The 26895-nt window shown below is 62.6% G+C and carries 26 protein-coding genes; 14 read left to right on the top strand and 12 right to left on the bottom strand.

Annotated features, from left to right (window positions below; translation table 11 throughout):
* Positions 1-23: 23 nt before the first annotated feature.
* On the bottom strand, positions 24-437 hold the full coding sequence (locus tag JAB4_RS22210; protein WP_070219176.1) for a hypothetical protein: 414 nt from the start codon (positions 435-437) through the stop codon (positions 24-26).
* Positions 438-520: 83 nt separating this feature from the next.
* Positions 521-1234: a FadR/GntR family transcriptional regulator gene (locus JAB4_RS22205; RefSeq protein WP_070219177.1), complete on the bottom strand. Its 714-nt coding sequence runs from the start codon at positions 1232-1234 to the stop codon at positions 521-523.
* A gap of 139 nt (positions 1235-1373) precedes the next feature.
* Between JAB4_RS22205 and JAB4_RS22200 the strand changes: the two genes are divergently transcribed.
* The 4 genes from JAB4_RS22200 (at position 1374) to JAB4_RS22185 (ending at position 6126) form a co-directional block, all read left to right on the top strand.
* Complete coding sequence (locus JAB4_RS22200; RefSeq protein ID WP_070219178.1) at positions 1374-2171, top strand: (Fe-S)-binding protein; 798 nt, start codon at positions 1374-1376, stop codon at positions 2169-2171.
* Entirely contained in the window at positions 2168-2884 is a 717-nt protein-coding gene (locus JAB4_RS22195; RefSeq protein WP_070219179.1) for an LUD domain-containing protein, read from the top strand. Before JAB4_RS22200 ends, JAB4_RS22195 begins: the two co-directional genes overlap by 4 nt.
* Positions 2881-4326 carry a LutB/LldF family L-lactate oxidation iron-sulfur protein gene (locus JAB4_RS22190; protein ID WP_070219180.1) on the top strand — a complete coding sequence of 482 codons (1446 nt, stop codon included), beginning with the start codon at positions 2881-2883 and terminating at the stop codon, positions 4324-4326. The genes JAB4_RS22195 and JAB4_RS22190 overlap by 4 nt, the downstream gene beginning before the upstream one ends.
* Positions 4327-4419: 93 nt before the next feature.
* A complete protein-coding gene (locus tag JAB4_RS22185; RefSeq protein ID WP_070219181.1) occupies positions 4420-6126 on the top strand; it encodes a lactate permease LctP family transporter in 1707 nt (568 codons plus the stop codon).
* 58 nt (positions 6127-6184) lie between these two features.
* Here the strand turns inward: JAB4_RS22185 and JAB4_RS22180 are convergent, their stop codons facing one another.
* The gene (locus tag JAB4_RS22180; RefSeq protein WP_070219208.1) at positions 6185-6712 is read right to left on the bottom strand and encodes an NADPH-dependent FMN reductase; all 528 of its coding nucleotides are present in this window, start codon (positions 6710-6712) and stop codon (positions 6185-6187) included.
* Positions 6713-6823: 111 nt separating this feature from the next.
* Positions 6824-7057 (bottom strand): DUF3563 family protein, encoded by a 234-nt coding sequence (locus JAB4_RS22175; protein ID WP_080698581.1) that lies wholly within the window; start codon positions 7055-7057, stop codon positions 6824-6826.
* A 435-nt stretch (positions 7058-7492) separates the two neighbouring features.
* On the opposite strand from JAB4_RS22175, the gene fucP reads away from it, so the two are divergent.
* On the top strand, positions 7493-8794 hold the full coding sequence (gene fucP / locus JAB4_RS22170) for an L-fucose:H+ symporter permease (protein WP_070219209.1): 1302 nt from the start codon (positions 7493-7495) through the stop codon (positions 8792-8794).
* Between the two features lie 51 nt (positions 8795-8845).
* On the opposite strand, the gene JAB4_RS22165 is transcribed toward fucP, so the two are convergent.
* Complete coding sequence (locus tag JAB4_RS22165; RefSeq protein WP_070219182.1) at positions 8846-9739, bottom strand: LysR substrate-binding domain-containing protein; 894 nt, start codon at positions 9737-9739, stop codon at positions 8846-8848.
* A gap of 160 nt (positions 9740-9899) precedes the next feature.
* Between JAB4_RS22165 and JAB4_RS22160 the strand changes: the two genes are divergently transcribed.
* Positions 9900-11396: a succinate CoA transferase gene (locus JAB4_RS22160; RefSeq protein WP_070219210.1), complete on the top strand. Its 1497-nt coding sequence runs from the start codon at positions 9900-9902 to the stop codon at positions 11394-11396.
* 60 nt (positions 11397-11456) lie between these two features.
* On the opposite strand, the gene JAB4_RS22155 is transcribed toward JAB4_RS22160, so the two are convergent.
* Positions 11457-11828, bottom strand: a complete 372-nt coding sequence (locus JAB4_RS22155; RefSeq protein ID WP_070219183.1) for a hypothetical protein — start codon at positions 11826-11828, stop codon at positions 11457-11459.
* Between the two features lie 96 nt (positions 11829-11924).
* The gene (locus JAB4_RS22150; protein ID WP_070219184.1) at positions 11925-12587 is read right to left on the bottom strand and encodes a TetR/AcrR family transcriptional regulator; all 663 of its coding nucleotides are present in this window, start codon (positions 12585-12587) and stop codon (positions 11925-11927) included.
* 299 nt (positions 12588-12886) lie between these two features.
* Between JAB4_RS22150 and JAB4_RS22145 the strand changes: the two genes are divergently transcribed.
* Both JAB4_RS22145 and JAB4_RS22140 read left to right on the top strand, forming a co-directional pair.
* Entirely contained in the window at positions 12887-14008 is a 1122-nt protein-coding gene (locus JAB4_RS22145) for a M14-type cytosolic carboxypeptidase (protein WP_070219185.1), read from the top strand.
* A 12-nt stretch (positions 14009-14020) separates the two neighbouring features.
* Complete coding sequence (locus tag JAB4_RS22140; RefSeq protein ID WP_070219211.1) at positions 14021-14485, top strand: CYTH domain-containing protein; 465 nt, start codon at positions 14021-14023, stop codon at positions 14483-14485.
* A 165-nt stretch (positions 14486-14650) separates the two neighbouring features.
* Here the strand turns inward: JAB4_RS22140 and JAB4_RS22135 are convergent, their stop codons facing one another.
* From JAB4_RS22135 to JAB4_RS22115, 5 genes are all read right to left on the bottom strand, one after another.
* Positions 14651-15904 (bottom strand): DUF2863 family protein, encoded by a 1254-nt coding sequence (locus JAB4_RS22135; protein ID WP_070219186.1) that lies wholly within the window; start codon positions 15902-15904, stop codon positions 14651-14653.
* A gap of 213 nt (positions 15905-16117) precedes the next feature.
* Positions 16118-18838, bottom strand: coding sequence for an aconitate hydratase AcnA (gene acnA, locus JAB4_RS22130; RefSeq protein WP_070219187.1), 2721 nt, complete (start codon positions 18836-18838; stop codon positions 16118-16120).
* A gap of 87 nt (positions 18839-18925) precedes the next feature.
* Positions 18926-19471 (bottom strand): hypothetical protein, encoded by a 546-nt coding sequence (locus tag JAB4_RS22125; protein WP_070219188.1) that lies wholly within the window; start codon positions 19469-19471, stop codon positions 18926-18928.
* 13 nt (positions 19472-19484) lie between these two features.
* Positions 19485-20483: an aldolase/citrate lyase family protein gene (locus tag JAB4_RS22120; protein ID WP_070219189.1), complete on the bottom strand. Its 999-nt coding sequence runs from the start codon at positions 20481-20483 to the stop codon at positions 19485-19487.
* Positions 20484-20596: 113 nt separating this feature from the next.
* Positions 20597-21586, bottom strand: a complete 990-nt coding sequence (locus tag JAB4_RS22115; RefSeq protein WP_070219190.1) for a malate dehydrogenase — start codon at positions 21584-21586, stop codon at positions 20597-20599.
* Between the two features lie 305 nt (positions 21587-21891).
* Between JAB4_RS22115 and JAB4_RS22110 the strand changes: the two genes are divergently transcribed.
* From JAB4_RS22110 to JAB4_RS22085, 6 genes are all read left to right on the top strand, one after another.
* On the top strand, positions 21892-22776 hold the full coding sequence (locus JAB4_RS22110) for a GntR family transcriptional regulator (RefSeq protein ID WP_083286946.1): 885 nt from the start codon (positions 21892-21894) through the stop codon (positions 22774-22776).
* Positions 22777-23083: 307 nt separating this feature from the next.
* Positions 23084-23506 (top strand): succinate dehydrogenase, cytochrome b556 subunit, encoded by a 423-nt coding sequence (sdhC, locus tag JAB4_RS22105; protein ID WP_034752080.1) that lies wholly within the window; start codon positions 23084-23086, stop codon positions 23504-23506.
* Between the two features lie 2 nt (positions 23507-23508).
* Entirely contained in the window at positions 23509-23874 is a 366-nt protein-coding gene (gene sdhD, locus JAB4_RS22100; protein WP_034752078.1) for a succinate dehydrogenase, hydrophobic membrane anchor protein, read from the top strand.
* Positions 23875-23876: 2 nt separating this feature from the next.
* Positions 23877-25658, top strand: coding sequence for a succinate dehydrogenase flavoprotein subunit (sdhA, locus tag JAB4_RS22095; RefSeq protein WP_070219191.1), 1782 nt, complete (start codon positions 23877-23879; stop codon positions 25656-25658).
* Positions 25659-25667: 9 nt separating this feature from the next.
* A complete protein-coding gene (locus JAB4_RS22090) occupies positions 25668-26378 on the top strand; it encodes a succinate dehydrogenase iron-sulfur subunit (protein WP_034752075.1) in 711 nt (236 codons plus the stop codon).
* 117 nt (positions 26379-26495) lie between these two features.
* Positions 26496-26777 (top strand): succinate dehydrogenase assembly factor 2, encoded by a 282-nt coding sequence (locus JAB4_RS22085; RefSeq protein ID WP_034752073.1) that lies wholly within the window; start codon positions 26496-26498, stop codon positions 26775-26777.
* Positions 26778-26895 lie beyond the last annotated feature (118 nt).

Below are 26895 nucleotides of genomic sequence, written 5' to 3'. Positions count from 1 at the left end.
CATGTGCCTGTCACATGCGCTTGTTACATTCGCGGCCCGCTACGGCTGGCTGCCTCCTGCAGGCTGGCCAGCAAGCCGGGCAGGGCCGCGTGCAAGGCAGGCAGGTCGCCCGCCGACAGTTCGGCCTGCGTTTCCACCCGGCCCGAAGGCTGGCCCCAGACGACCTGTGCGCTGAGCCGGGCGCCCGACTCGAGTCCCGTGACGCTGACCAGCAGGGCGACTTCTTCTGGGGCATTGTCGGGCACGTCCTCGAGCAGGCAGGAAATGCCGAAATGATAATCGTGGAAGGCGCTGGCCGTGCCGCTGGAAAAGGCGAATACGGAGGCGAGCGCCCGTGGGGCCGCCGCCGCGAGTGCGGGCAGGGCGGCGCGGAACAGGGGCAGCAAGTCGTTTTCCAGCTGGAGCACCAGCGGGTGGGTGTGGACGAGGACGGTCATGGCAGGAGGAAGTCAATGGCGGCGCGCGATGTTAGCAGCTTTCGCCGCCGCTGTGGCCATGGACTGTGGTCCTACCAGTGGCGTCAGTCGTCATCGCTGGTGACGCGCGTGCGCACGAAATCGATGTGGCTTTGCATGGCCGTGCGCGCTTCCTCGGGCTGGCTGGCGCAGATGGCCTCGCACAGCGTGCGGTGCTGCGACAGCAGCTGCAGCGAGGTCGCGTCGTCCTGCTGGCGCAAGCCCGTGCCATTGATGGTGATGTGTTCGCGCAGCATGCCGATGATGCTGGTGTGCAAGTGCAGGAACATGGTGTTGTGCGACGCCTGCGCGATGACTTCATGCAGGCGCGCGTCGGCCTGCGCCTCGCCGTGCTTGTCGTCGCTGGCGCGTGCCTGCTCCAGTTCGGCCAGCAGCGCCATGATCTGCGCGCGCTCGTCGCCGTTGGCCCGCTGCGCCGCGAAATAGGCCGTCGCCCCTTCCAGCACGCGGCGAAATTCCAGGATGTCGTCGCGCAGGGCGGGGTGGTCGGCCACCAGCTGGCTCCACGGTGACGCCATGCCGGTGCGCAATTGATCGGTCACGAACACGCCGGCCCCGCGCCGGCTGCGCACGAGGCCGCGCGCCGCCAGCCGCTGCACCGCTTCGCGCACGGTGTTGCGCGAGACCCCATATTGCAGCGCCAGCAGGCGCTCGGCCGGCAATTGCGCGCCCGCCGGCAAGCTGCCGTCCAGCAGGGCCGTCTCCAGCCTGCGCATCACCATCTCGACCCTGCCCCGCGTTTGCATGCCTGTCGCCATCGATGTCTTCCGGTGTTGTTTTAAAGTGGTCCGAGCAATTTGAAGTGGCTTGCGGAAGCTGGAATTATGCGTGAACCGGTCATTCTTAACAACATACAGCGGCGCCGCAGCAACACACAGAGCGCCTGGAGACACACTCATGCAGCCAGACCCGCGCCAGCCGCGCCACTATCCGCCATCACCACACGAGGTGTACCTGTTCGCCACCTGCCTGGTCGACCTGTTCGTGCCGCAGGCGGGGCTCGACGCGGTGCGCCTGCTGGAACGGGAAGGCTTGCTGGTGCATTATCCGCGCGGCCAGAGCTGTTGCGGCCAGCCCGCCTACAGCAGCGGCAACCCGGAACAGGCGCGTGCCGTGGCGCGCGCCCAGCTCGACCTGTTTGCGCAGCCCTGGCCCGTGATCGTGCCGTCCGGTTCCTGTGCCGGCATGATGCGTCACCACTGGCCGCAGCTGTTCCAGGACGACCCGGTGGCCGGTCCCAAGGCGCTGGAACTGGCCGAGCGCGTGTACGAACTGAGCGAGTTTCTCGTCTGCGTGCTGCAGCTTGACCTGGCGGGCCCGGCCCTGGCCGGCGCCGGGCAGGCCGATGAAAACGTGGTGCTGCATACCTCCTGCGGGGCGCGCCGCGAAATGGGCACGCGCACCCACGGCGTGGCCCTGGTCGACGCCTTGCCCGGCGTGACGCGAATCGAACACCAGCGCGAATCGGAATGCTGCGGCTTCGGCGGCACGTTTTCACTAAAACATCCGGACATTTCCGGCGCCATGGTCAGCGACAAGATCGCTTCGGCCTGCGCCACGGGCTGCGACCGGCTGGTCTCGGCCGACTGCGGCTGCCTGCTCAATATCGGCCACGCCGCCCAGCACCAGGGCGCACCGCTGCCCGTCGAGCACCTGGCCAGCTTTTTGTGGCGCCGCACGGGAGGCGCGCCATGAGTACGGCATTGACTGCCCGCGAACGCATGCTGGGGCGTTTGCGCGCCGCCGCGCCCTCGGCGCCCGAAGCGGTGAATGCCATCGATACGGCCATCGACAATCATTACCAGGCCCGTCGCGCTGCCGCGCCGCTGCCGGCACGGCACAGGATAGCCGCCATGCAGGCAGCCTTGCGCGCTGCGCACGCGGAAGTCGACTGCGTGAGCGCGGATGCCTGGCCGGCCCTGCTGGCGCAGCGCCTCGGTGAACACGGCGTGCGCCGTTTGCTGCTCGATACCGGCAGCGCCGAAGGGCAGGCCTTGCACGCCGCCTTGCCGCAGGGCGTGGCAGCGCTGTCTTTTGACCGTCCGCTGGCGCAGTGGAAGGGAGAGCTGTTCGACACCGTCGACGCGGGGTTGACCGTCGCGCGCTCCGGCATCGCCGCCACGGGCACCCTGGTCATCGCGCCCGATGCGGCCACGCCGCGCACGGTGTCCTTGGCGCCGCCCTTGCACATCTGCCTCGTGTATGCGAGCAGCCTGCACGTGGACTTGCACGCGGCGGCGCGCGCCGAACGCTGGGCGGACGGCATGCCGGCCAACCTGGTGCTGGTGTCGGGGCCCTCGAAAACGTCGGATATCCAGCAAACCCTCGCGTATGGCGCGCATGGCCCGCGCTGGCTGTGGGTATTGATCATCGACGACTTGCCAGCCCACGAAGGAGGCCAGCCATGAACGCCAAGCCCCTGCAATTCGTCAAGCCGGCGGACTTTCATGCGCGCGCCCGCGCCGCGCTGGACGACCCGAAACTGCGCCAGAGCTTTCGCGGCGCCATGGATTTTTTACAGGACAAGCGCAGCGCCCAATTTCCCGACGGCGACGAGCTGGAACGCCTGCGCGACATCGGCGAAGCCGTACGCCGGCACGCGCTGGCGCGTCTGCCCGATTTGCTGGTGCAGCTGGAGGAGCGGCTGACAGCGACCGGCGTGCAGGTGCACTGGGCCGAGGATGGCGAGCAGGCCAACGCCATCATCCACGCCATCGCACAGCGCAACCAGGCGACGCGCTTCATCAAGGGCAAGTCGATGGCCAGCGAGGAAATCGAGCTCAATCACTACCTGGAAGCGCGCGGAATGCGCTGCCTGGAGTCGGACATGGGCGAGTACATCGTCCAGCTGGCAGGCGAAAAGCCGTCGCACATCGTCATGCCGGCGATCCACAAGACCAAGGCCGACATCGCCGGCCTGTTCGCCGAGCACATTCCCGATGCGCCCTACACGGAAGACGTCGACAGCCTGATCCAGACGGGCCGACGCGCCCTGCGCCAGGCTTTCGTTGAGGCGGACATCGGCCTGTCGGGCGTGAACTTTGCGGCGGCCGACACGGGCACCCTGTGGCTGGTGGAAAACGAGGGCAATGGCCGGCTGACGACGTCCGTGCCGGAGGTCCACATCGCCATCATGGGCATGGAAAAAGTGGTGGCCAGGCTCGAACACATCGTGCCGCTGGCCAGCCTGCTGACGCGTTCGGCGACGGGCCAGGCCATCACCACGTATTTCAACCTGATTTCCGGCCCGCGCCGCGCCGGTGAACTAGATGGCCCGCGCGAAGTGCATCTGGTTTTGCTCGACAACGGCCGCAGCCAGGCCTATGCCGACGAGCAGCTGCGCGCCACCCTGCAATGCATACGCTGCGGCGCCTGCATGAACCACTGCCCCGTCTATACGCGCATTGGCGGCCACGCCTACGGCACCACGTATCCGGGACCGATCGGCAAGATCATCTCGCCCCATTTGCTGGGGCTGGACGCGACGGCGGACCTGGCCACCGCGTCGAGCCTGTGCGGCGCCTGCGGCGAAGTGTGCCCCGTGCGCATCCCGATTCCACAGCTGCTGGTGCGCCTGCGCACGGAGGCGAACCGCAATCCTGACGAACAGGTGGCGCATCCGCTGCGCGGGCAGGGGGCCAAGTTCAGCCGCGGCGAAAGCCTGATCTGGCGCTTCTGGAGCGGCGCCTTCGCGCGCCCCGCCAGCTACCGCCTGTTCCGCTGGGCCGCCACGCGGCTGCGGCTGCTGACGCCGCGCGCGCAACTGGGCTGGACGCAGCACCGCAAGCCGTTGACGCCGGCGCCGCGCAGCCTGGCCGACCTGCTCAACGCACGGGGGCAGGAAGAATAGCGACGCCCCCCCCATACCGCAAAAAACACGCTGCACACAATTACATCAAAAGCCGTTTTTTACTTAACCCGCATCCACCGGAGGAGACCCGACATGCAAACCTGGACCCAACTTTATACACCGCTCGGCAGCTTGTGGCTGTCGTCGCTGGCGGCAGCCGTGCCCATTATTTTCTTCTTCATCGCCCTGGCGGCGCTGCGCATCAAGGGACATGTGGCGGCCGCCGTCACCCTGGCGCTGGCGCTGGCGGTGGCCATCTTCGCGTATGGCATGCCCGTGCCGCAGGCGCTGGCGGCGGCCGGCTACGGTTTTGCGTATGGCTTGTGGCCCATCGCCTGGATCATCGTCACGGCCGTCTTCCTGTATAAAATCGTCGTCAAGACGGGGCAGATCGAGATCATCCGTGCCTCCGTGCTGTCGGTGACGGACGACCAGCGCCTGCAGGTGCTCTTGATCGGCTTTGCCTTCGGCGCCTTCCTGGAAGGGGCGGCCGGTTTCGGCGCGCCCGTCGCCATCACATCGGCGCTGCTGGTGGGCCTGGGCTTCAACCCTCTGTACGCGGCTGGCCTGTGCCTGATCGCCAATACGGCGCCCGTGGCCTTCGGCGCCATGGGCATTCCCATCATCGTGGCGGGCCAGGTGACGGGCATCGACCCATTCCTGATCGGCGCCATGGCGGGCCGCCAGTTGCCGTTGCTGTCGCTGCTGGTGCCGTTCTGGCTGGTCTTCATGATGGATGGTTTGCGCGGCGTGCGCGAAGTGTGGCCGGCCGCCCTGGTGACGGGTTTGAGCTTTGCCGTGACCCAGTATTTCACGTCGAACCATATCGGCCCTGAACTGCCGGACATCACCTCGGCCCTCGTCAGCCTGGTCTCGCTGACCCTGTTCCTGAAAGTGTGGCAGCCGAAGAATGCGAAAGTGGCGCATGCCGTCGGCGGCGGCACGGCCGCGCTGTCCGGTTTTGGCGGCGCGGGCGGTGCCGCGGACCTGCGCGGCGGCGGCAACCGCGCCGCTTCGCCCTACACGACGGTGCAGACCATGCGTGCCTGGGCGCCGTTCGGCCTGTTGACGGCCATCGTCACCGTGTGGAGCCTGCCCGGCTTCAAGGCGCTGTTTGCCGCCGGCGGCGCGCTGTCAGGCCTGGTCATCAAGATCCACGTGCCCTATCTCGATAAACTGGTGATGAAGACGATGCCCATCGTGGCGGAGCCGAAGGCGTATGACGCCGTGTTCAAGCTCGATCTGCTGTCGGCCGTGGGCACGGCGATCTTGCTGACGGCCGTATTGTCGATGCTGATGCTGCGCATGAAGCCGCGCGATGGCGTCAAGGCGTTCGTGGAAACCGTGGCGGAGTTGCGCCGTCCCGTGCTGTCGATCGGCCTGGTGCTGGCGTTTGCCTTCGTTGCCAATTACTCGGGCATGTCGTCCACGCTGGCCCTGCTGCTGGCCGGCAGCGGCGCCGCATTCCCGTTCTTCTCACCATTCCTGGGCTGGCTGGGCGTCTTCCTGACGGGCTCCGACACGTCGTCGAACGCCCTGTTCTGCTCACTGCAAAACACCACGGCGCACCAGATCGGCGTGTCCGACACCTTGATGGTGGCGGCCAATACGACGGGCGGCGTGACGGCGAAGATGATCTCGCCCCAGTCGATCGCCGTCGCCTGCGCGGCAACGGGGCTGGTGGGCAAGGAATCGGACCTGTTCCGCTTTACCTTGAAGCACAGCCTGTTGTTTGCCGTGATCATCGGCATCATCACCATGCTGCAAGCCTATGTGTTCACCGGCATGATCCCGCATTGAGCGGTCCGTAGAAGTACGTAGTAAAACTAGATGAATTGATAGTAAAACGTGCAGACGGTCATGAAAATGACCTGATGCGCTGCAACATATCGAGGATGGCCCGGCGCAATGCCGGGTCTGCGGCGATGCCGTCCGCATCGAGTCCCGACCCCAGCAGGGGCAGGCTGATGCAGGCCTCGTCGATCAAGCGCGCCGACATGGTGCGCACCGTTTCGCGCAGGGCCGCCTGCGCGTGCGTGGCGCGCGGCGAGGCGTTCAGCAGCACCAGCGGCTTGTCGATGAACGATTCATTTCCCACCATCCAATCCAGCGCATTCTTCATGGGCCCGCTCACGCCGTGCGCATACTCGGGGCTGGCCAGCATCAGCACGTCGGCCGCCAGGATGGCGTCGCGCAGACCCGTCACGGCGGGCAGGCTGTCGGCGTCGAGGTCAGGATTGAACAGCGGCAGTTCACCGACTCCCGGATGGATGCGGATGTCGAATGACGGCGGGGCAAGCTGGGCAATGGCGCGCAGCAGGGCGGTGTTCAGCGAGGCGGCGCGCAGGCTGCCGGCGATGGCGAGGATGGTAATGGGCGTTTGCATCCCGCCTGTATAGCCCATCCTGTGCTCAAGCGCAAGGCGAGCAGGATGGCGCTATCGATGTTGCAACAGCCGATGACGGGCTGTGATGAGTGGCTGGGTACTACTGCACTCTTAACGGCTCAGACCGCTCATCCAGCTTGGCTGCGGGTTGGCACGGGCCAGTTCGCGCATGCGGTATTCCAGATCGTAACGGTCGGTCGATTCGGCCAGGTAGGCTTCTTCGTAAGCGCGCTCGCGACGGTCGCTGCTTTGGTTCAGCCAGGCGCCGACGCGTTTTGCGGCGTGGACCAGGGTGGCGACGATATTGCTGTTTTGCGTGGTGTGGTAGGTAAATGCGGTAGACATGGCAGACTCCTTATGTGGCGTGCCGCGTTGTGCTGCACTGCAATATAAGTATAGCGATTCCAAGTTATAAGGCTACTTTTGATTTCAAATGTCAGCTATTCAATTTTGAAATAACAGGCGGGAAAGCTGCGCAATACGGGGCTTTAAGGCATAATGCGGGCGCTGTACCGTAGTTTTACTACAAGACTGTTTTGTCCCGAATGTTGTTTTCAGACGCAGCCCGCAGGCGTGCCGCGCTCACAAGACATCATTCTGGCGAGAAACGGTCGGCCGTGCGCCTGCCGCGCGCAAGAAGCGCCAAGCCTGCCCCATTTCGTTGATGGCAGTCATGGCCCACGCTGATATCTGCGTGGCGCTTGCGCGTCCTGGTGCTGCCCGGGTGGAAACGCTTCCATGCCTGGCAAGATCAACTTGGAATTGAAAAATGGAGAAGGTATGGAATACGTAAAGCAAGGCCAGGGCGTCCAGTCCGCGCAGGCCGGCACGCAAAACAATACAGGCGCCCTGATCATTGTCACGGTCCTGTTTTTCATGTGGGGATTGCTGACCTCGCTCAATGATGTGCTGATTCCCCATCTGCGCTCGATCTACACCTTGACCTATGTCCAGGCGATGCTGGTGCAGTTCTGCTTCTTTGGCGCCTACGCCATCGTTTCGCTGCCCGCCGGCATGCTGATCAAGAAAATCGGCTACCAGCGCGGCGTCGTCGCCGGCCTGCTGATCGCCGCCGCCGGCTGCGCCATGTTCTACCCGGCCTCGACCGGCAGCTATGCGCTGTTCCTGTTGTCCTTCTTCATCCTGGCGGCCGGCATCACCGTGCTGCAGGTGGCCGCCAACCCGTATGTGACGGAACTGGGCGACCCGCAGACGGCGTCGAGCCGATTGACCCTGACGCAGGCGTTCAATGCGCTGGGCACCACCGTGGCGCCTGCGCTGGGCGGCATGCTGATTTTGTCCGGCACCGTGCTGACGGTGCAGCACTTCGACCTGCTGCCGGCGGCCGAGCAACTGGCCTACCGCGCCAAGGAAGCCGCTTCCGTGCAAGGCCCGTACCTGGTACTGGCCGCCACCCTGGTGATCCTGGCCGTGCTGTTCGCGCTGGCCAAACTGCCGAAGATTTCGCATGCCGACGATGCGGCCGCCCTGGCGCAGGACGGCAACAAGGTCTCGATCTGGTTGCACCGCCACCTGGTGCTGGGCGCGCTGGCCATCTTCCTGTACGTGGGCGGTGAAGTGAGCATCGGCAGCTTCCTGATCAACTTCCTGGGCGAGAGCCACATCGCGGGCCTGAGCCACGCAGACGCCGCCTATTTCGTCAGCTATTACTGGGGCGGCGCCATGCTGGGCCGCTTCGTCGGCTTTGCCGTGATGCGCTATGTCAGCCCGGGCAAGACCCTGGCCTTCAACGCCGCCGTCGTCATCGCGCTGATCCTCGTCGCCGTGTTCTCCAGCGGTCACACGGCCATGTGGGCATTGATCGCCGTCGGCCTGTTCAACTCCATCATGTTCCCGACCATCTTCAGCATGGCCTTGAACAAGCTGGGCGCGCAAACGGGGCAAGGTTCGGGCATCCTGTGCATGGCCATCGTCGGCGGCGCCATCGTGCCGTTCATCCAGGGCTTCCTGGCCGACCACATCAACCTGCAACTGTCGTTCCTCGTGCCGGCCCTGTGCTACACGTTTATTTTGTACTTCGGCTGGAAGTACGCGAGCATGTACAGCGACGACGCCAAGTAAACAAGGTAGCGTTATCAACATAAAGGGTGGCCTCGGCCACCCTTTTTTACGTCAGTGCGCGAATTGCGTGCCCAGCACGTCCTGGCACACCTCGAGCCAGGCGCGCGCCGCGTGCGACAGATAGCGCCCGCTCCAGACGTGCGCCACCTGCCACGCCACTTCCGGCTCGACGATGCGCACCGTCTCCAACGGTTCGCCGGCCAGGCGGTGGATGAACGGCTCGGGCAGCAGGGCCACGCCCAGGCCGGCCGACGCCATCGCCACCAGCCAGTCCCACTGGCCGCTCTGCGCGGCGATGGTTGGCGCGAAGCCCGCCTGCGCGAAATGCTGGCGCAGGCTGCGCGTCAGCGCGAAATCATCCTTGAGTAAGACCAGCGGCAGCTCGGCCAGCGCCTTGAAGGGCAGCGTCGTGCGGTTTTTCTGGAACGTGCCCGGCTCGGCCAGGGCCCAGATCGGGTAGCTGGCCACTTCCACGGCTACGAGGTCGAGTTCCGGGTCTGCCGGCAGCACCGTCATGCCGATTTCCAGCTCGCCGGCCGCCACCTTGCGTTCGATCTGCTGGCCCGTGTCTTCCTGCAGGGTCAGGCTGATGTGCGGATGGCGCGCGCGGAAGGCTTTTAATACAGGGGTAAACAGCACATTGATCATGGGCGGGATGCCCACCGTCAGGCTGCCGCGCTGCAAGGCCTGGGTGTCGCGCACTTCCAGGGTCAGCTGGCGCATGTTTGCCAGCATTTCCTGGCCGTGCTGGTAGACGATGCGGCCCGTGTCCGTCAAGGTCAGCTTGCGCCCGTCGCGCACCAGCAGCTGCGCGCCCACCTCGTCTTCCAGCTGGCGCACCATCTTGCTGATGGTCGACTGGGTCAGGTGCAGCGATTCGGCCGCCTGCGTAAAGCTCGACAGGCGCACGGTTTCGACGAAATAGCGCAGGGAACGGATATCCAAGAGGGTGCTCGGCAGTGGCGCGACATGAAAATATCGACTGGATGTGGCGAAATTAATTCATGCCATGCATGTAAGCGGGATTTTATACTGAAACCACTTATGAGGTTGGTGTATGACAGCCATCCAGTTTGAGAATATTAAGAATATCAGGAGCATCACGATGTACGAGGACCGTATCCGCCACCCAGGCTTGCTCAGCAAAATCATGAGCGCCGACGAGGCAGCCAAATTGTTCCACAGCGGCATGCGTGTCGGCATGAGCGGCTTTACCCGTGCCGGCGACGCCAAGGCCTTGCCGCGCGCCCTGGCCGAGCGTGCCCTGCAAGACCCCTTGAGCCTGACCCTGATCACTGGCGCTTCGCTGGGCAATGGCAGCGACGGCCTGATGGCCGAAGCGGGCGTGCTGGCGCGCCGCATGCCGTTCCAGGTGGACCCTGTCTTGCGCGGCAAGATCAACAAGGGCGAAGTCATGTTCATCGACCAGCATCTGTCGGAAACGGCTGAGCAGCTGCGCTCGGGCAACCTGGCTGCCGTCGACATCGCCGTCATCGAAGCGACGGCCATCACGGCGGCCGGCGCCATCATCCCGACCATGTCGGTGGGCAACTCCGCCGCCTTCGCCCAGCAGGCGAAGCAAGTCATCATCGAAATCAACCTGTCCACGCCGCTGGCGCTGGAAGGCTTGCACGACATCTATATTCCGCATACCTTGCCGGGCCGGGAACCGATTCCCCTCACGCGTGTCGACCAGCGCCTGGGCAGCACAGCCATCGCCATCGACCCGGCCCGCATTGCCGCCATCGTCATCACGGACAGCCCCGACAGCCCGTCGAACGCCTTGCCGCCCGACGCGGAAACGCAAGCGATCGCCGGCCATGTGATTGCCTTCCTCGAAGGCGAAGTGGCGGCCGGGCGCATGGGGCCGGAATTGCTGCCGCTGCAGGCGGGCATCGGCACCATCGCCAACGCCGTGCTGCACGGCCTGATCGGTTCGCCCTTCCAGAACATGACGATGTATTCGGAAGTGCTGCAGGACAGCGCCATCGAACTGCTCGATTCGGGCCAGCTGGCGTTTGCCTCGGCTTCGTCGATCACCCTGTCGGCCGCCGTGCACCAGAAGTTGATGGACAATATCGACCATTACCGCTCGAAAATCGTGCTGCGTCCGCAAGAGATCAGCAACCATCCGGAAATCGTGCGCCGCCTGGGCATCATCGCCCTGAATACGGCGCTGGAGTTCGATATCTACGGCAACGTCAATTCCACGCACGTGTGCGGCACGCACATGATGAACGGCATCGGCGGCTCGGGCGACTTCGCGCGCAACGGGCAAGTGTCGATGTTCGTGTCGAAATCGGCGGCCAAGGGCGGGCGCATTTCCAGCGTCGTGCCGATGGTCTCGCATGTCGACCATACGGAGCATGACGTCGACGTGCTGGTGACGGAGTGGGGCTATGCAGACTTGCGCGGCCTGGCGCCGCGCGAACGGGCGCCCTTGATCATCGAGCGCTGCACGCATCCCGCTTACCGCGATCAATTGCGCGCGTATTACGACGCGGCATGCCAGCGCGGCGGCCATACGCCGCACATCCTGGAACAGGCGCTGTCGTGGCATACGCGCTATCAGGAAACGCAGAGCATGCTGGCAGCGCAGTAGTTTGCGTCAGCGTAAACACAGGGCAGGGCGGTGCGGCACCGCGCCAGCCTTTTTCACTATTCAATACATATGCAGCGCCTTGGCGCCCAGGCCCAGCAGGGCAAACGTGGTGGTGGCCTGGATGCCCATGAACCACAGGAAGTGAGTGTGCATGTGTTTGCGGATGTCGCCCAATTCCGTGCGCAAGGCGTGGCAGTCGCCGCGCAGGTCGCCGCGAAATTGCGTCAGGTCGGCCCGCAGCAGCTGCGACTCGTCGCGCAATTCCGCACGCACGTTGTCCAGGCCTTCGCCAAGACGCTGTTCCAGGGTCTTGAACCATAGCCGGTCATGTTCCCGGTCCGTTTCCAGTTTTGTCAGGCGCGCTTCCATGCGTACAGCATTGTTCGCGCTTTGCTGTTTGTCAAGCCGGTCCGTGGCATAGGCTTCGTTCATCTCGCACTCCTTCGCGCGAGCCGCGCTGCACCAGCGCAGGCGGCGTCACCCCACTGTCCGCCTTTTCCGTCCGGGCGGTTTGCGCTGGGTCAAACGTCACGAGGACGGTGCAAAGCGCAGGCGGATGCCTGCCGTGACGACGGCCAGCAAGTCGTCGATATGTGCGTTCATTTCCAGGTGCGGCGTCCATGGGTCGCCCGCATCCATGACGATGCGCAGGGACACGAGGCCGTGCAGAGACTGCCAAAAGATTTGCGTCATCGTGTGCAGCGCCGGCTCGTCCTGGCGTACCTGGCCCGCCTGCGCCAGTTCGCCGAACAGGTGCAGCGCGTAGGCATAGGGGTCTTGCTCGATATTGCCGTGTTCCACTTCGACGGCGTCGACTTCCGCGTGCGGACGCAGCTCCATGAAGATCAGCGAATACTCGTCGGGATGCTGGAAGCCGTACTCGATGTAAGCGCGGCCGACCAGGCTGATGCGTTCCCATGGGTCCATGCTGTTGGCGCAGGCGGTGCGCATGGCGCGTACCAGTTCCAGCAAATCCTTGTCCATGGCCTGGGCGATCAGGGTGGCCTTGTCGCGGAACAGGGCGTACACGACGGTGGTGGAAAATCCTGCCGCCTCGGCCACCTTGCGGATGGAGACGGCGCGCGCGCCACCCTTTTTGATGAGGTCTTTGACGACGTCGATGATGTGTTCGCGCCGCGCCTGCGCCTCGCGCAACTTTCTTTCCTGAATATTGGTCAACTTCTTGTCCACGACTCTTTCCTGGCGACTCTATGAAAGCAGGAATTATAGGGGCGCGATGGCCCGCTAATGTGTCTGGCATTGTTACAATTCAGTTTTTTGTCCGGTGGATGCGACAGTAGACCGATTTTTCGCGCTTTTGACCCCCGCTTTTCCATCGATGCCCCGGAATGGTGCACGAATCGGCCGGCCAGGCTTTGCGAACGGGGACAAAGGGCGGAAAATAGAGGGATAGCTTACACTGCGTTTAGCGCAACGGCGGCCGCCCGCGAGGCGACGCCGGCACACTTACATTCGGACGGGATCATTACATGACCATTAAAATCAGCCAGAACTTCGACTCGGGCGCCATCGACGTGGTGAGCGCCACCAGCGCCGGCGCCATCGACCTGAACTTGCGCAAGGATAGCCACGCCGACATCCACCAGTGGTTCCACTTCCGCCTGCAGGGCGCGCGCGGCCAGGCATGCACGATGCGCTTCCTGAACGCGGGCCAGGCCACCTATCCGGCCGGCTATGAAGACTACCAGGCCGTGGCCAGCTACGACAGCGAAAACTGGTTCCGCGTGCCGACGACGTTCGACGGCCAGGTCATGACGATCTCGCACACGCCGGAACTTGACAGCGTGTACTACGCCTACTTCGAACCGTACTCGTGGGAACGCCATTTGCGCCTGCTGGGCGAAGTGGCCGAGCATCCGCTGGCGCGCGTATCGGACCTGGGCAGCACGGTCGATGGCCGCGACATGAACATGGTTACCATCGGCAATCCGCAGGCGGAAAAGAAAATCTGGGTCATCGCGCGCCAGCATCCGGGCGAATCGATGGCCGAATGGTTCGTCGAAGGCTTGATCGACTCGCTGCTCGACGACGCCAACCCGATCGCACGCAAACTCTTGCAGCGCGCCGTGTTCCACATCGTGCCGAACATGAACCCGGACGGCTCGATTCGCGGCAACCTGCGCACGAATGCGGCTGGCGCCAACCTGAACCGCGAATGGATGACGCCATCGCTGGAATCGAGCCCGGAAGTGCTGTGCGTGAAAAACAAGATCCACGAAACGGGCGTCGACATGTTCTTCGACATCCACGGCGATGAGGCGCTGCCGTACAACTTTGTGGCCGGCAACGAAATGCTGGAAAACTTCACGCCGGCGCAAGCGGCGCACCAGAAAGCCTTCATCGAGCGCTACAAGCAGGCCAGCCCCGACTTCCAGGACAAGTTCGGCTATGCGGCCAGCAAGTACAAGTCGGACATGCTGACCCTGGCGTCGAAATACATCGGCCACCACTTCGGCTGCCTGGCGCTGACCCTGGAAATGCCGTTCAAGGAAAATGCCGACTTGCCGGATCCGGCCGTGGGCTGGAACGGCGCGCGCAGCGCGGCCCTGGGTGCGGCCATGCTGCAGCCTATCCTGCTGTCGCTGGATTGAGCGGCGTTGATCATGGGCGTCGAGATCGAGCGTAAATTTCTGCTGCAAGGCGATGCCTGGCGCGGCCTGGGGCAGACAGTACTGCTGCGCCAGGGCTACCTGTCGTCCGCGCGCGAGCGCGTGGTGCGGGTGCGCATCGAGGGCGAACAGGCGATGCTGACCATCAAGGGCGCCAATGTGGGGGCGACGCGTGGCGAGTGGGAGTATCCGATCCCGCTGGCCGACGCCGTCGAACTGCTCGACGGCCTGTGCGAACAGCCGCTGATCGAAAAGTACCGCCACCGCATCGAACACGCGGGCATGGTATGGGAAGTCGATGAGTTCCTGGGCGTCAATGCGGGCTTGCTCGTGGCCGAGATCGAACTGGCCTCGGAAGACCAGCCCTTCGAGAAGCCGGAATGGATAGGCGCGGAAGTGTCGGGCGATGCGCGCTACTACAATGCCAACCTGATCCGCCACCCGTTCTCGCAGTGGTGATAGTGTTTTAAATGACGTTGAAATGAAAAAGGCGGAACCGGGGTTCCGCCTTTTTTATGCGCCAACGCTGTTGTCGGATTACGCCGTTCCGGCTAATCTGACCTACGGCCTATGCCGGCATCGTAGGTCGGATTAGCGCTGCGCGCGTACTCCGACAAGCCCGCATCAATGGAAATGCTCGGTGCCCTGCGGCGTATCTTCCGGCATTTCCGCATGCGCGAGTTCGCCGACCGGGTCGGCAAACAGGGGGGCGCCGCAGTCGTCGCAATACTCTCCGACAAAACGTTCCGCGTGGCGCTTGATCTGCGTCACGCCGGCGGCGTTCAGGTGTTCGATGATTTCATCGACGGGCGTCTTTTGCTTGTCCAGTGCGGCGATGCCGACCTGGATCAGGCCTTCGATCGGCGTGCCATCCTCGTCTTCCTGGCCGTACAGGGGCCAGACGATGCCGTAGATGACGTCCGGCGCCTGGCGCAGGGTGAAGGCGATGCGGTACTCGTCGACCTGGCCGTCGGCCGCCTCTTCGCCGAAGCCGGCGATCACGGCGCGCAGTTCCGACGGTTCGATGGCCAGCGTGTGCGTCAGGTAGTGCACGGCGGCGCGCACGGAGACGGGGCGTATCAGCTTGTCCGCCTCGCGGCAAGCCACGTAGTACGCTTCCGGCAGCAGCAATTCCAGGCCGCAGCCGGGCAGCAGGCGGGCGATGGTCGGCGTCGCCTGCGTGCGCCATTGTTCCAGGGCGGCGCTGCGCTCGGCGATGAAGTCGAGCTGGCTCGAAGGCGTCTGCCAGCGGAACAGCGGTGCGCCGGCAGGCGCGACCACGGCCACCAGCAAGTAGCGCGTATCGGCCAGGAAGGGCGCCGTTTCCGCTTCTTTGCTGGAGGGCTTGACGGCCGTGCCCTTCAGGGCGGCCAGGGCCAGCTTCTGCGTCTTGGCATAGGTCTCGACGTGGCTGCGCGGCAACTGGTCGATCGAATACAGGGTGGGCGCCATGGCCATCTTCGTGCCGTCGGCCAGCAGGTGGGCGGCGAAATGCGCGGACAGCACGCCGTGCGCGTCGCCGGCCATGGGGCCGGAAGCGATGGAAAAGCGCGTCCACGCGAGGATGGGCACGGCGACGAGCAGGGCGTCGTAGCGCACGTCTTCATGCGTGACGACGGTCGATTCGCTGATGGCTTCAACGCAGTCCATCAGCACGTCGTAGGCGTTCAAGTCTTCCTTGAACAGGCTGCCCAGGGTGTTGTCGATGGTGTCCTGGTGGCCGGTTTTGAGTAATTTCTGGAGCTGCGTATCCAGGCTGTGTTCCCAGGACCGCTCTTCGAGACGGCTGGCTGCCTGTACGATCGCCTGGGCAAAGGTGACCAGGCGCTGGCTGTCGGCAGTCAGTTTATGGGATGAATCTTTGGAAGGACGACGCATAGCGGGATAAGAGTCTCGGAAAGTGAAAAAAATGGATCAGTCAAACAATGATAAACCCTTATAACCGTATTGTAGAGGATTCAGCCGCACGCAATACGTAAGCTGTCCTTAGATCATGCCAATAGTCGAAATTTCAAGTCGGAACGGGGCGCAGGGACGAAAAAAAGCGCCGGTCGGAACCGGCGCTTTGATCTTACCTCACAGCTGGGCTGATTACTCGGCCAGCAGTTGACGCAACACGAATGGCAGGATACCGCCATGCTTGTAGTAATCGACTTCGATCGGCGTATCGATGCGCAGCAGGACTTTGACTTCCTGGCTGCTGCCGTCGGCGCGGTGGATCACCAGGGTAGCCAGTTGCTGTGGCTTGATTTCGCCTTCGAGGCCTTTCAGGTCGAAGGTTTCATTGCCGGTGATGCCCAGCGTCTGCACGCTGTCGTCGCCGATGAATTGCAGCGGCAACACGCCCATGCCCACCAGGTTCGAGCGGTGGATGCGCTCGAACGAACGGGTGATCACGGCTTTCACGCCCAGCAGCTGGGTGCCCTTGGCTGCCCAGTCGCGCGACGAACCCGTACCGTACTCTTCGCCGCCGAAGACCATGGTTGGCGTGCCTTCAGCAACATATTTCATCGCTGCGTCGTAGATCGACATTTGCTCGCCGGAAGGCTGGTGGATCGTGATGCCGCCTTCGACCGCCGAACCGTCCGCCTTGGCAGGGATCATGCGGTTTTTGATACGCACGTTGGCAAACGTGCCGCGCATCATGATTTCATGGTTGCCGCGACGCGAGCCGTAGGAGTTGAAGTCCGCTTTCAGGACGCCGTTTTCCTTCAGCCATTTGCCTGCAGGACCGTTTTCCTGGATCGAGCCGGCTGGCGAGATGTGGTCGGTGGTGATGGAATCGCCGAACACGCCCAGTGCGCGCGCGCCTTCGATGCCGGTGGCCACTGCCGCTGGCGTCATCGAGAAGTTGTCGAAGAACGGCGGTTCCGCGATGTAGGTCGATTTCGGCCAGTTGTAGACTTGACCGGACACGGTGGTGACTTTTTCCCACAGCTTGCCTGGCGCGCCCTTGACGTCGGCGTAGTTGTCCTTGAATACCTTGGCGTTCATGGCGAACTTCATCATGGCCGACACTTCAGCCGAGGTCGGCCAGATGTCGCCCAGGTAGACGTCCTTGCCGCCCTTGCCCTTGCCGACAGGTTCCGTCATCAGGTCGCGCGTCATGTTGCCGGCGATGGCGTAAGCGACGACCAGCGGTGGCGAAGCGAGGAAGTTCGAGCGGATGTTCGGGTGGATACGCGCTTCGAAGTTGCGGTTGCCCGACAGCACGGCCGAGGCGACGATGTCATGCGTGGCAATCGCTGCGTTCAGCTCGGGCGTCAGGTCGCCCGCATTGCCGATACAGGTGGTGCAGCCGTAGGCGGTCACGCCGAAGCCCAGTTTTTCCAGGTAGGGCAGCAGGCCGGCGGCCGTCAGGTATTCGGTCACGACGCGCGAGCCAGGAGCCAGCGAGGTCTTGATGTGCGGAGCGACCTTCAGGCCGGCTTCCACGGCTTTCTTGGCCAGCAGGCCGGCAGCCAGCATCACGCTCGGGTTCGAGGTGTTGGTGCACGAGGTGATCGCGGCGATCAGCACGTCGCCGTTCGACACTTTCACGCCGTTTGTCGTTTCGTACACGGCAGCCAGGTCGGCCGGGTTCTTGTTGAAGCCGTTTTCGGTCGTCGGCTTGGCGAACAGCTCGGCGAAGTTGGCCTTGACGTTGCCGATTTCGATACGGTCTTGCGGGCGTTTCGGGCCGGCCAGCGACGGAGCGACCGACGCCAGGTTCAGTTCCACCACGCGGGTGTAGTCGATGTCGCCCGCTTTTGGCACGCCGAACAGGTTCTGCGCCTTGAAGTAGCCTTCGAACGCGGCGATTTCAGCCTTGCTGCGGCCGGTGCCCTTGAAGTAGTCGATGGTCGCTTCGTCGACGGGGAAGAAGCCCATGGTCGCGCCGTATTCCGGTGCCATGTTGGCGATCGTCGCGCGGTCGGTCAGGGTCAAGGACTCAGTGCCTTCGCCGAAGAATTCGACGAACTTGCCGACGACTTTCTCTTTGCGCAGCAGTTCGGTAATCGTCAGTACCAGGTCGGTGGCGGTGCAGCCTTCGCGCAATGCGCCCGACAGGTTGACGCCGATGACGTCCGGCGTCAGGAAGTAGACCGGCTGGCCCAGCATGCCGGCTTCCGCCTCAATGCCGCCCACGCCCCAGCCGACTACGCCGATGCCGTTGATCATGGTGGTGTGCGAGTCGGTGCCGACCAGGGTGTCGGGGTAGTACACGTCGCCGGCTTTCTTGCCTGCGTGGTGCACGCCGCGCGCCAGGTATTCCAGGTTGACCTGGTGGACGATGCCGAAGCCCGGCGGCACGACGCCGAAGGTGTCGAATGCCTGCATGCCCCATTTCATGAACTGGTAACGCTCGTTGTTACGCGAGAATTCCAGTTTCATGTTCAGGTCCAGCGCTTTCTTTTCGCGGTAGTGATCGATGGTCACCGAGTGGTCGACCACCAGATCGACCGGCACCAAAGGTTCGATCTTCTTGGCGTTGATGCCCATCTTGGCGGCCACGTTGCGCATCGCTGCCAGGTCGGCCAGCAGCGGTACGCCGGTGAAGTCTTGCAGCACGACGCGCGCCACTACGAACGGGATCTCGTCGGTGCGCTCGGCGGTCGGGCCCCAGCTCGCCAATTGCTTGACGTGTTCTTCGGTGACTTTTTTGCCGTCGCAGTTGCGCAATACCGATTCGAGCACGATGCGAATCGACACTGGCAGGCGGGAGACATTGATGCCCAGGCTTTTTTCCAGCGCAGGCAGGGAATACAGCTTGCCCTTCTTGCTGTCCGAAATATTAAAGTCCTTGAGCGTGTTCAGAGTGTTGCGGGACATGACCTCTCCTTGTTGGGTATCGTCTATTATTGATTATTCAAATTACAAAACATGACTGAGCCCCCGAAGAGGCCCTTGCTACGCACATCAGCCGCCGGTCGCCGGCAGCACGCCCAGCGATGGCGCGGCTTCCACCACTGCCGCCGGCTTGGCTTGCTCCGCATCCTTGCATTCATTGGCCAGCTGGCGGCCCTGCTTGGAGTCGAGCAGCATGCCTTTGGCCGGGATGCCGATCCACACGAGACCATACAGACGGTTCTCGAAGCGGTTGGCGCCGGTGGTGGTGCCAACGCGGCTCAGGCGGTGCAGGCGCTTCTTCCAGCGCAGGGCGATGTGTTTGTCGTCAGTAGCATTGGTGTAGATGGTAATTTTATTACCAAGTTCACAATTGAAATCGGTGGAGGCCGAGCCTGCCGTGTTCGGTTCATCGGCTTCTTCCTTGTCGGCGACCGACATGGCGAGCGGATGGGCTTCCTTGGCGGCAGCTTTTGCCTTGGCGGCCTTGGCCTTTGGCTTGGCCTTGACGGCCTTGGGATTTGCCTCTGCCGTGGCGGCGAAGCTGGCTGGCGCCAGCGTGAGGGTCATGGCGCCCAGCGCGACGCTGCAGGCAATTGCTAATTTGGAGAGGGACATCGTGTAATTCCTGTCAGTTTTCAGTGGTGCTGGAAGAGGGGGTGTTGAGTAATGCAGCAGCCGCCTCGGGCAGGCCGAGGCCCGCCAGTTTGGCGCGTTGCAAAACGGTCCAATAATATCGGTAGCTGGCGCGGTCGTGCAAGCGGCCATTTTGCGCAATCGGCCCCCAGTTGGCGCGCAGCGCTTCGTTGAGGATGTTGCTGGCCTCGTTGACTTCGGACAGGCGCGGCGTAAAGGCCTTGATGATGGGCTTGATCTGGTCCGGGTGGATGCTCCACATGCGCGTGTAGCCGAACTCGGCTGTCGCGCGCTGGGCGTCGTTGGCCACCACGGCCGAATCGCGCACGTCCGTCGTCACGTTATGCGACGCCACCTTGCCGTGCGCGTGGCAGGCGGCCGCCACTTCGAGCTTGGCGCGCACCACCAGCGGGTGCGTGAACTGGCCCGGCGTGCGCATGGCGGCGGCGGGAATGGCGCCGTAGTGGGCCGAGACGAAATCCATGATGCCGAAGGACAGGCATTCGACCTGGGGCAGGGCGGCGATCGCATAGGCGTCGCGCAGCGCGCCGTGCGTCTCGATCAGGATGTGCACGGGCAGGTTGTCGCGGCCGGCGCGGCGCGCGTGCAGGTTGATCAGGTCGATGGCCAGCATGGCGTCCTGCACGCCGGCCACCTTGGGCACGGCGATGTAGGCCAGGCGGGATGCGGCCGTGCAGATGATTTCCACGTCGCGCGCGAAAAACGCGCTGTCGACGTCGTGCACGCGCACGCCGATGCGGTTGAACTGGTTGTCGTCGCTGGCCAGCAGGCCGGCGATCATCAGGGCGTGGGATTCTTCATTGCCGGCGCTGGCGCCGTCTTCGCAGTCGAACGTGATGTCGAACAGGGGACCAAGCTCTTGTTGCAAAGCAATCGATTTACGCATCAGCTTTTCAGAGCCGGCGTAGTGGTCGCAAGCGGCGAGCAACAGCGGCTGGCGTTTGCCTTGGAATAAAACCTCGGAAGGGTGCATGCTTAAGGCATTTCTGCAGGTAAAGACTACTTGATAAAACAGCCGCGCCGCGAATCTCGCGGGGCGGCCTTCGTGGCGGGCGGCACGTTTGCGCCGCGCCGCCAGAACTGGACTTAGGCCAGCAGGTGTTTCACGCCTTCGCGCTCTTCGGTCAGTTCTTTCAGGGTCAGGTTGATGCGCTCTTGCGAGAATGCATCGATTTCCAGACCTTGAACGATCGTGTACTCACCGTTGTCGGTGGTGACCGGGAAGCCGAACACGGTGCCTTCCGGGATGCCATACGAGCCATCCGAAGGAACGCCCATGGTGGTCCACTTGCCGTTCGTGCCCAGCATCCAGTCATGGATGTGGTCGATGGCGGCGTTCGCTGCCGACGCTGCCGACGACAGGCCGCGCGCTTCGATGATGGCAGCGCCGCGCTTGCCGACGGTTGGCAGGAACACGTTGGCGTTCCATTCCTGGTCGTTGATCAGGTCTTTCACAGCCTTGCCGTTGACGGTGGCGAAGCGGTAGTCGGCGTACATCGTTGGCGAGTGGTTGCCCCACACGGTCAGCTTTTCGATGTCTTTCACGGCGGTGCCGGTCTTGGCAGCGACTTGCGACAGCGCGCGGTTGTGGTCCAGGCGCAGCATGGCGGTGAAGTTTTTCGCCGGCAGCGATGGCGCCGATTTCATGGCGATGTAGGCGTTGGTGTTGGCAGGGTTGCCGACCACCAGCACTTTGACGTTGCGCGAAGCGACGGCGTCGAGCGCCTTGCCTTGCACCGTGAAGATCTGCGCGTTCGCTTCCAGCAGGTCCTTGCGTTCCATGCCTGGGCCGCGTGGACGCGCGCCAACCAGTACGGCCACGTCGACATCCTTGAAGGCGGTCAGCGGATCGGAGTGGGCGGTCATTTCCGTCAGCAGCGGGAAGGCGCAGTCGTCGATTTCCATCATCACGCCCTTGAGCGCCTTCTGGGCTTTTTCGTCCGGGATTTCAAGCAGTTGCAAGATGACAGGCTGGTCTTTGCCGAGCATGTCGCCATTGGCGATGCGGAACAACAGGGCGTAGCCGATCTGGCCGGCGGCGCCGGTCACTGCAACACGCATTGGGGTTTTAGCCATGATGAATCTCCAAAAATGGGAAAGAAAACGGGCTTGAAGCTGGGCTTACGCTTATCCGGAAAAACTATAATGATACCAAAACCGGCCCGCGCCACCGAATTGCTGGTGTACGCTGCCGTCACGCTCGTGCTGCACGAAGCCAGAGTGGCTGGCCGACAACATAAAACGCGGGCTCACATGTTTTATCGAGGGCAGTTTAGGCCTCCGATCTCTATCTGTCAATCATATCTTATGTCTTATATAAGACAGATAACCGCGTCTGTTTTACTGGACGCGGGCAGTGATTTGTGTTGAAATGTCGGACTATGAATTCCGCCTCGTCCAATCTGACCAACAATGCCACTGCTGCAAGCGGGGCGGTCAGTCCGACCGCGGGCACCCCGGCCACGCCCGTCCCCGCGGCGGCCAGTACGCCAGTCACCGTGACGGCCGCCAGCAATACCACTGCTTCCGCCGTGCCTGCAGTCACTGCTTCGCCCACCTTCAGTCCCCTGTACCAGCAGATCAAGGCGCTCATCACGCAAAGCCTGCAATCGGGCGAATGGAAACCGGGCGAACTCATTCCCAGCGAGGTCGAGCTGGCCGGCCGCTTCAAGGTCAGCCAGGGCACGGTGCGCAAGGCCATCGATGAACTGGCCGCCGAGAATCTCGTCATGCGCCGCCAGGGCAAGGGCACTTTCGTTTCCACCCACCATGAGGCGCGCGCGCATTTCCGCTTCCTGCGCCTGGTGCCGGACGAAGGCGTGCCGCATTATCCCGAAAGCAAATTCATCGAAGTCAAGCGCGTGCGCGCGCCGGCCGACGTGGCGCGCCTGATGGACTTGAAGTCCGGCGACGCCGTCATCTTCATCAAGCGTGTCCAGTATTTCGACGGCGTGCCGACCATCGTCGAAGAGCTGTGGCTGCCCGGCCTGATCTTCAAGGGCCTGACGGCCGAGCGCCTGGTTGAATACAAGGGGCCCATGTACGGCCTGTTCGAAACGGAATTCGGCACGCGCATGATACGCGCGTCCGAGCAGATCCGCGCCGTGTGCGCCGACGCGGGCGCCGCGCAACTGTTGAATATCGACCTCGGCACGCCCTTGCTCAGTTCCGAGCGCGTGTCGTTTACCTACGGCGACAAGCCGGTCGAACTGCGCCGGGGCTTGTACCTGACCAGTCGCCACCATTATCAGAATGAACTCAGCTGAAGCTGCGGGGCGCCTGCGGGCGCCCGCACAAGCGGCAAGGCTGAAGTGCATCGCTTGCAAGATGCCTGCCGCAAGGCGGGCAACGGAGACAACGGAAAGCGCAGCGACAACATGGCCCGCCCCCGGCGGGCCGTGTTTTGCCAGCGATTCTGTAATTAAATTACGTGAACTACGGAAAGTAGCGCGGTATTTTGTAGTAAAAAACCATTTTGGTTATATGTAACAATAGATATTGGTATGGGTTGCGAAAATCGGCGAAAATCGCGGCTTCAATATTTAGTTGAAATTCAAAGGGGAGGTTTTTGTTATGTCTGAAGCCGTAAGAGAAGTACCAAAAAAAGAACGGCCGCAATTCCGTAACATTCATGTTACCGAATTGTCGAACTACCGCATGGCTGTCGGCGCCATCGTCTCGATCCTGCATCGCATCAGCGGTTTCATCATTTTCGCCTTGCTGCCATGCATACTGTACATGCTGGAACTGAGCCTGCGTTCCGAAATGTCCTATGCCTACTTCCAGGGCATCGCCTCGCACTGGTTCGTCAAGCTGATCACCCTGGGTCTGGTCTGGGCCTTCCTGCACCACTTCTGCGCCGGTATCCGTCACCTGTTCATGGATGTGCACGTCGCCATCGAAAAAGATTCGGCCCGCAAGACCGCGTCGTCCGTGCTGGTCGTGAGCCTGGTGTTGACGGCTTTGGTCGCTTTGAAACTGTTTGGAGTATTTTAAACATGGCAGACAATAATATCGGACCGAAACGCCTCGTCGTCGGTGCCCATTACGGCTTGCGCGACTGGCTGGCGCAGCGCGTCACCGCCATCGTCATGGTGGCGTATGTTGCCATCCTGCTTATTTCTTTCTTGACTGGCAGCAACTTCAGCTATGAAGGCTGGGCTGGTCTGTTCGCACAGCAGTGGTTTAAATTGTTCAGCCTGGTGACCTTCGTCGCCCTGTTCTACCACGCATGGGTCGGCGTACGCGACATCTGGATGGACTACGTGAAAAGCGCTGGCCTCCGTCTGACCCTGCAAATTGCCACCATGCTGTGGTTGATCGCTTGTGCCGGCTGGACGGTACAGATACTCTGGAGTGTGTAATCGTGGCAGCATATAAATCTGCAATCCCTACCCGCCGCTTTGATGCGGTTATCGTTGGCGCCGGCGGTTCCGGCATGCGCGCGTCGTTGCAGCTGGCTGAAGCCGGTCTGAACGTCGCAGTTCTGTCGAAAGTCTTCCCGACCCGCTCGCACACCGTGGCAGCGCAGGGCGGTATCGGCGCGTCGCTCGGCAACATGGCCGAAGACAACTGGTTCTGGCACATGTTCGACACCGTCAAGGGCGGCGACTATCTGGGCGACCAGGATGCCATCGAATTCATGTGCCGCGAAGCACCGAAGGTCGTGTACGAACTGGAACACTTCGGCATGCCATTCGACCGCAACCCTGACGGCACCATCTATCAGCGTCCGTTCGGCGGCCACACGGCCCACTTCGGCGAAAAGCCGGTGCAGCGCGCCTGCGCGGCAGCCGACCGTACCGGTCACGCCCTGTTGCACACGCTGTACCAGCGCAACGTGCGTGCCCGTACGCACTTCTTCGTCGAATGGATGGCACTTGACCTGATCCGTGACGCCGAAGGCGACGTGATCGGTGTTGTCGCGCTGGAAATGGAAACCGGCGAATGCATGATCCTGGAAGCAAAGACGACGGTCATGGCAACGGGCGGCGCAGGCCGCATCTTCGCCGCGTCGACGAATGCGTTCATTAATACCGGCGACGGCATGGGCATGGCGGCACGCGCCGGCCTGCCGCTGCAGGACATGGAATTCTGGCAGTTCCACCCGACCGGCGTCGCCGGCGCGGGCGTATTGATCACCGAAGGCGTGCGCGGCGAAGGCGGCATCCTGATCAATAGCGAAGGCGAACGCTTCATGGAGCGCTATGCACCGACCCTGAAAGATCTGGCGCCGCGCGACTTCGTCTCGCGTTCGATGGACCAGGAAATCAAGGAAGGCCGCGGCTGCGGTCCGAACAAGGACCACGTGATGCTGGACCTGCGTCATATCGGCGCCGACACCATCGCCAAGCGCCTGCCGTCGATCCTGGAAATCGGCCACAAGTTCGCCAACGTCGACGCCACCAAGGAACCGATTCCTGTCGTGCCGACGATTCACTACCAGATGGGCGGCATCCCGACGAACATCCACGGCCAGGTCGTCACCCCGACCGGCCCGGACAATTCGGCCAAGGTCGTCAACGGCCTGTACGCGATCGGCGAATGCGCCTGCGTCTCCGTGCACGGCGCCAACCGCCTGGGCACGAACTCGCTGCTCGACCTGGTGGTCTTCGGCCGCGCGGCCGGCAACCACATCGTCAACAGCGGCCTGAAAGCCAAGGAAAACAAGCCTTTGCCAGCCGATGCTGCCGACTTTGCCATGGGCCGCCTGGCGCGCCTGGAAAACTCGACCGGCACGGAAACCGTGCAGGGCGTGGCCAACGACATCCGCGCAACGATGCAGAAGTACTGCGGCGTGTTCCGTACCGACGAGATGCTGAACAAGGGCGTCGAAGAAATCATGAAGCTCGACGAGCGCCGCAAGCACGTCTCCTTCAAGGATAAATCGATGGTCTTCAACACGGCCCGCGTGGAAGCGCTGGAGCTGGACAACCTGATCGAAACGGCGAAAGCGACCATCGTTTCGGCAGCGGCCCGCAAGGAATCGCGCGGCGCGCACGCCCAGGACGACCATCCGCAACGCGACGACGAGAACTGGATGAAGCACACTCTGTGGTATTCGGAAGGCAACCGACTGGAATACAAGCCGGTCGTGACCAAGCCGCTGACGGTTGATACCTTCAAACCGAAACCACGTACTTTCTAAGGCTATACCATGGCACGCACTCTTAAATTCAAAATCTACCGCTACGATCCTGACCAGGATGCCAAGCCGTACATGCAAGACCTGACGGTCGAACTGAAAGACACCGACAAGATGCTGCTCGACGCACTGCAGCGCATCAAGGCGGACGTCGATGACTCGCTGGCCCTGCGTCGCTCGTGCCGCGAAGGCGTGTGCGGTTCGGACGCGATGAACATCAACGGCAAGAACGGCCTGGCATGCACCACCAACCTGAACGAACTGTCGGAACCTATCGTGCTGCGTCCGTTGCCAGGCTTGCCGGTCATCCGCGACCTGATCGTCGACATGACGCAATTTTTCAAGCAGTACGATTCGATCAAGCCTTTCCTGATCAACGATTCGATCCCGCCTGAAAAAGAACGCCTGCAATCGCCGGAACAGCGCGAAGAACTCGATGGCCTGTACGAGTGCATCCTGTGCGCATGCTGCTCCACGTCGTGCCCGTCGTTCTGGTGGAATCCGGACAAGTTCGTCGGTCCTGCCGGCCTGCTGCAAGCCTACCGCTTCATCGCCGATTCGCGCGACGAAGCCACGGGTGCGCGTCTGGACAACCTGGAAGACCCGTACCGCCTGTTCCGCTGCCATTCGATCATGAACTGCGTCGACGTCTGCCCGAAAGGGTTGAACCCGAACAAGGCGATCGGCAAGATCAAGGAATTGATGGTCCGCCGCGCGATCTGATCCTCCTGATCGCGTCCGCCGGGCGCCGTTTGCCGGAAGAGGGTATCCTCTCTTGCCTGCAGGCGGCGCCTGCAAAGCAGCACCGTGCCGCGAGGCACACGTAAAGTGGTAAACCAAATGACAGAATCAATTTTGTCCTCGCATCAGGCCGACCCGGCCAACCGCGCCCGCCTGCGCTGGCGTTCACGCCGTGGCCTGCTGGAAAACGACATTATCCTGACCCGTTTTCTCGATGCGTATGAAACCGAATTGACCGATGAAGAAGTTGACGCGCTGACGCGTTTGCTGGATTTATCGGACAATGCGTTAATGGATCTGGTACTGGCCCGTAAAGAGCCGGAAGGCGAAGTCGATCTGCCGCATGTGCGCGCACTGCTGCAACGACTGCGCATTGCCTAGACGCCTGGGCGATATATTGCAAACGGTGCGAGTGGCGCGCTGTAGCACTGCCGAATGCGGTGCGAATTGCAGCCAGAATTTTTGATTTTAATTTCGACTCACTCCCGAGAAGGAAGAG

It is taken from the genome of Janthinobacterium sp. HH102 (assembly GCF_001758625.2).
Lineage (GTDB): Bacteria > Pseudomonadota > Gammaproteobacteria > Burkholderiales > Burkholderiaceae_D > Janthinobacterium.
Note: the sequence above shows the minus strand (reverse complement) of the source record. Positions and strands in the feature narration are given on the sequence as shown.

What these genes read in the sequence shown, in the direction of transcription:
- JAB4_RS22110 (WP_083286946.1), top strand. Translation starts at nt 21,892, where the DNA reads ATGAATTCCGCCTCGTCCAATCTGACCAACAATGCCACTGCTGCAAGC.
- sdhD (WP_034752078.1), top strand. Translation starts at nt 23,509, where the DNA reads ATGGCAGACAATAATATCGGACCGAAACGCCTCGTCGTCGGTGCCCAT.
- JAB4_RS22210 (WP_070219176.1), bottom strand. Translation starts at nt 437, where the DNA reads ATGACCGTCCTCGTCCACACCCACCCGCTGGTGCTCCAGCTGGAAAAC.
- JAB4_RS22090 (WP_034752075.1), top strand. Translation starts at nt 25,668, where the DNA reads ATGGCACGCACTCTTAAATTCAAAATCTACCGCTACGATCCTGACCAG.
- sdhC (WP_034752080.1), top strand. Translation starts at nt 23,084, where the DNA reads ATGTCTGAAGCCGTAAGAGAAGTACCAAAAAAAGAACGGCCGCAATTC.
- JAB4_RS22140 (WP_070219211.1), top strand. Translation starts at nt 14,021, where the DNA reads ATGGGCGTCGAGATCGAGCGTAAATTTCTGCTGCAAGGCGATGCCTGG.
- JAB4_RS22160 (WP_070219210.1), top strand. Translation starts at nt 9,900, where the DNA reads ATGTACGAGGACCGTATCCGCCACCCAGGCTTGCTCAGCAAAATCATG.
- fucP (WP_070219209.1), top strand. Translation starts at nt 7,493, where the DNA reads ATGGAATACGTAAAGCAAGGCCAGGGCGTCCAGTCCGCGCAGGCCGGC.
- JAB4_RS22190 (WP_070219180.1), top strand. Translation starts at nt 2,881, where the DNA reads ATGAACGCCAAGCCCCTGCAATTCGTCAAGCCGGCGGACTTTCATGCG.
- JAB4_RS22175 (WP_080698581.1), bottom strand. Translation starts at nt 7,057, where the DNA reads ATGTCTACCGCATTTACCTACCACACCACGCAAAACAGCAATATCGTC.
- JAB4_RS22155 (WP_070219183.1), bottom strand. Translation starts at nt 11,828, where the DNA reads ATGAACGAAGCCTATGCCACGGACCGGCTTGACAAACAGCAAAGCGCG.
- JAB4_RS22120 (WP_070219189.1), bottom strand. Translation starts at nt 20,483, where the DNA reads ATGCACCCTTCCGAGGTTTTATTCCAAGGCAAACGCCAGCCGCTGTTG.
- JAB4_RS22085 (WP_034752073.1), top strand. Translation starts at nt 26,496, where the DNA reads ATGACAGAATCAATTTTGTCCTCGCATCAGGCCGACCCGGCCAACCGC.
- JAB4_RS22195 (WP_070219179.1), top strand. Translation starts at nt 2,168, where the DNA reads ATGAGTACGGCATTGACTGCCCGCGAACGCATGCTGGGGCGTTTGCGC.
- JAB4_RS22180 (WP_070219208.1), bottom strand. Translation starts at nt 6,712, where the DNA reads ATGCAAACGCCCATTACCATCCTCGCCATCGCCGGCAGCCTGCGCGCC.
- acnA (WP_070219187.1), bottom strand. Translation starts at nt 18,838, where the DNA reads ATGTCCCGCAACACTCTGAACACGCTCAAGGACTTTAATATTTCGGAC.
- JAB4_RS22205 (WP_070219177.1), bottom strand. Translation starts at nt 1,234, where the DNA reads ATGGCGACAGGCATGCAAACGCGGGGCAGGGTCGAGATGGTGATGCGC.
- JAB4_RS22185 (WP_070219181.1), top strand. Translation starts at nt 4,420, where the DNA reads ATGCAAACCTGGACCCAACTTTATACACCGCTCGGCAGCTTGTGGCTG.
- JAB4_RS22125 (WP_070219188.1), bottom strand. Translation starts at nt 19,471, where the DNA reads ATGTCCCTCTCCAAATTAGCAATTGCCTGCAGCGTCGCGCTGGGCGCC.
- JAB4_RS22145 (WP_070219185.1), top strand. Translation starts at nt 12,887, where the DNA reads ATGACCATTAAAATCAGCCAGAACTTCGACTCGGGCGCCATCGACGTG.
- JAB4_RS22200 (WP_070219178.1), top strand. Translation starts at nt 1,374, where the DNA reads ATGCAGCCAGACCCGCGCCAGCCGCGCCACTATCCGCCATCACCACAC.
- JAB4_RS22135 (WP_070219186.1), bottom strand. Translation starts at nt 15,904, where the DNA reads ATGCGTCGTCCTTCCAAAGATTCATCCCATAAACTGACTGCCGACAGC.
- JAB4_RS22115 (WP_070219190.1), bottom strand. Translation starts at nt 21,586, where the DNA reads ATGGCTAAAACCCCAATGCGTGTTGCAGTGACCGGCGCCGCCGGCCAG.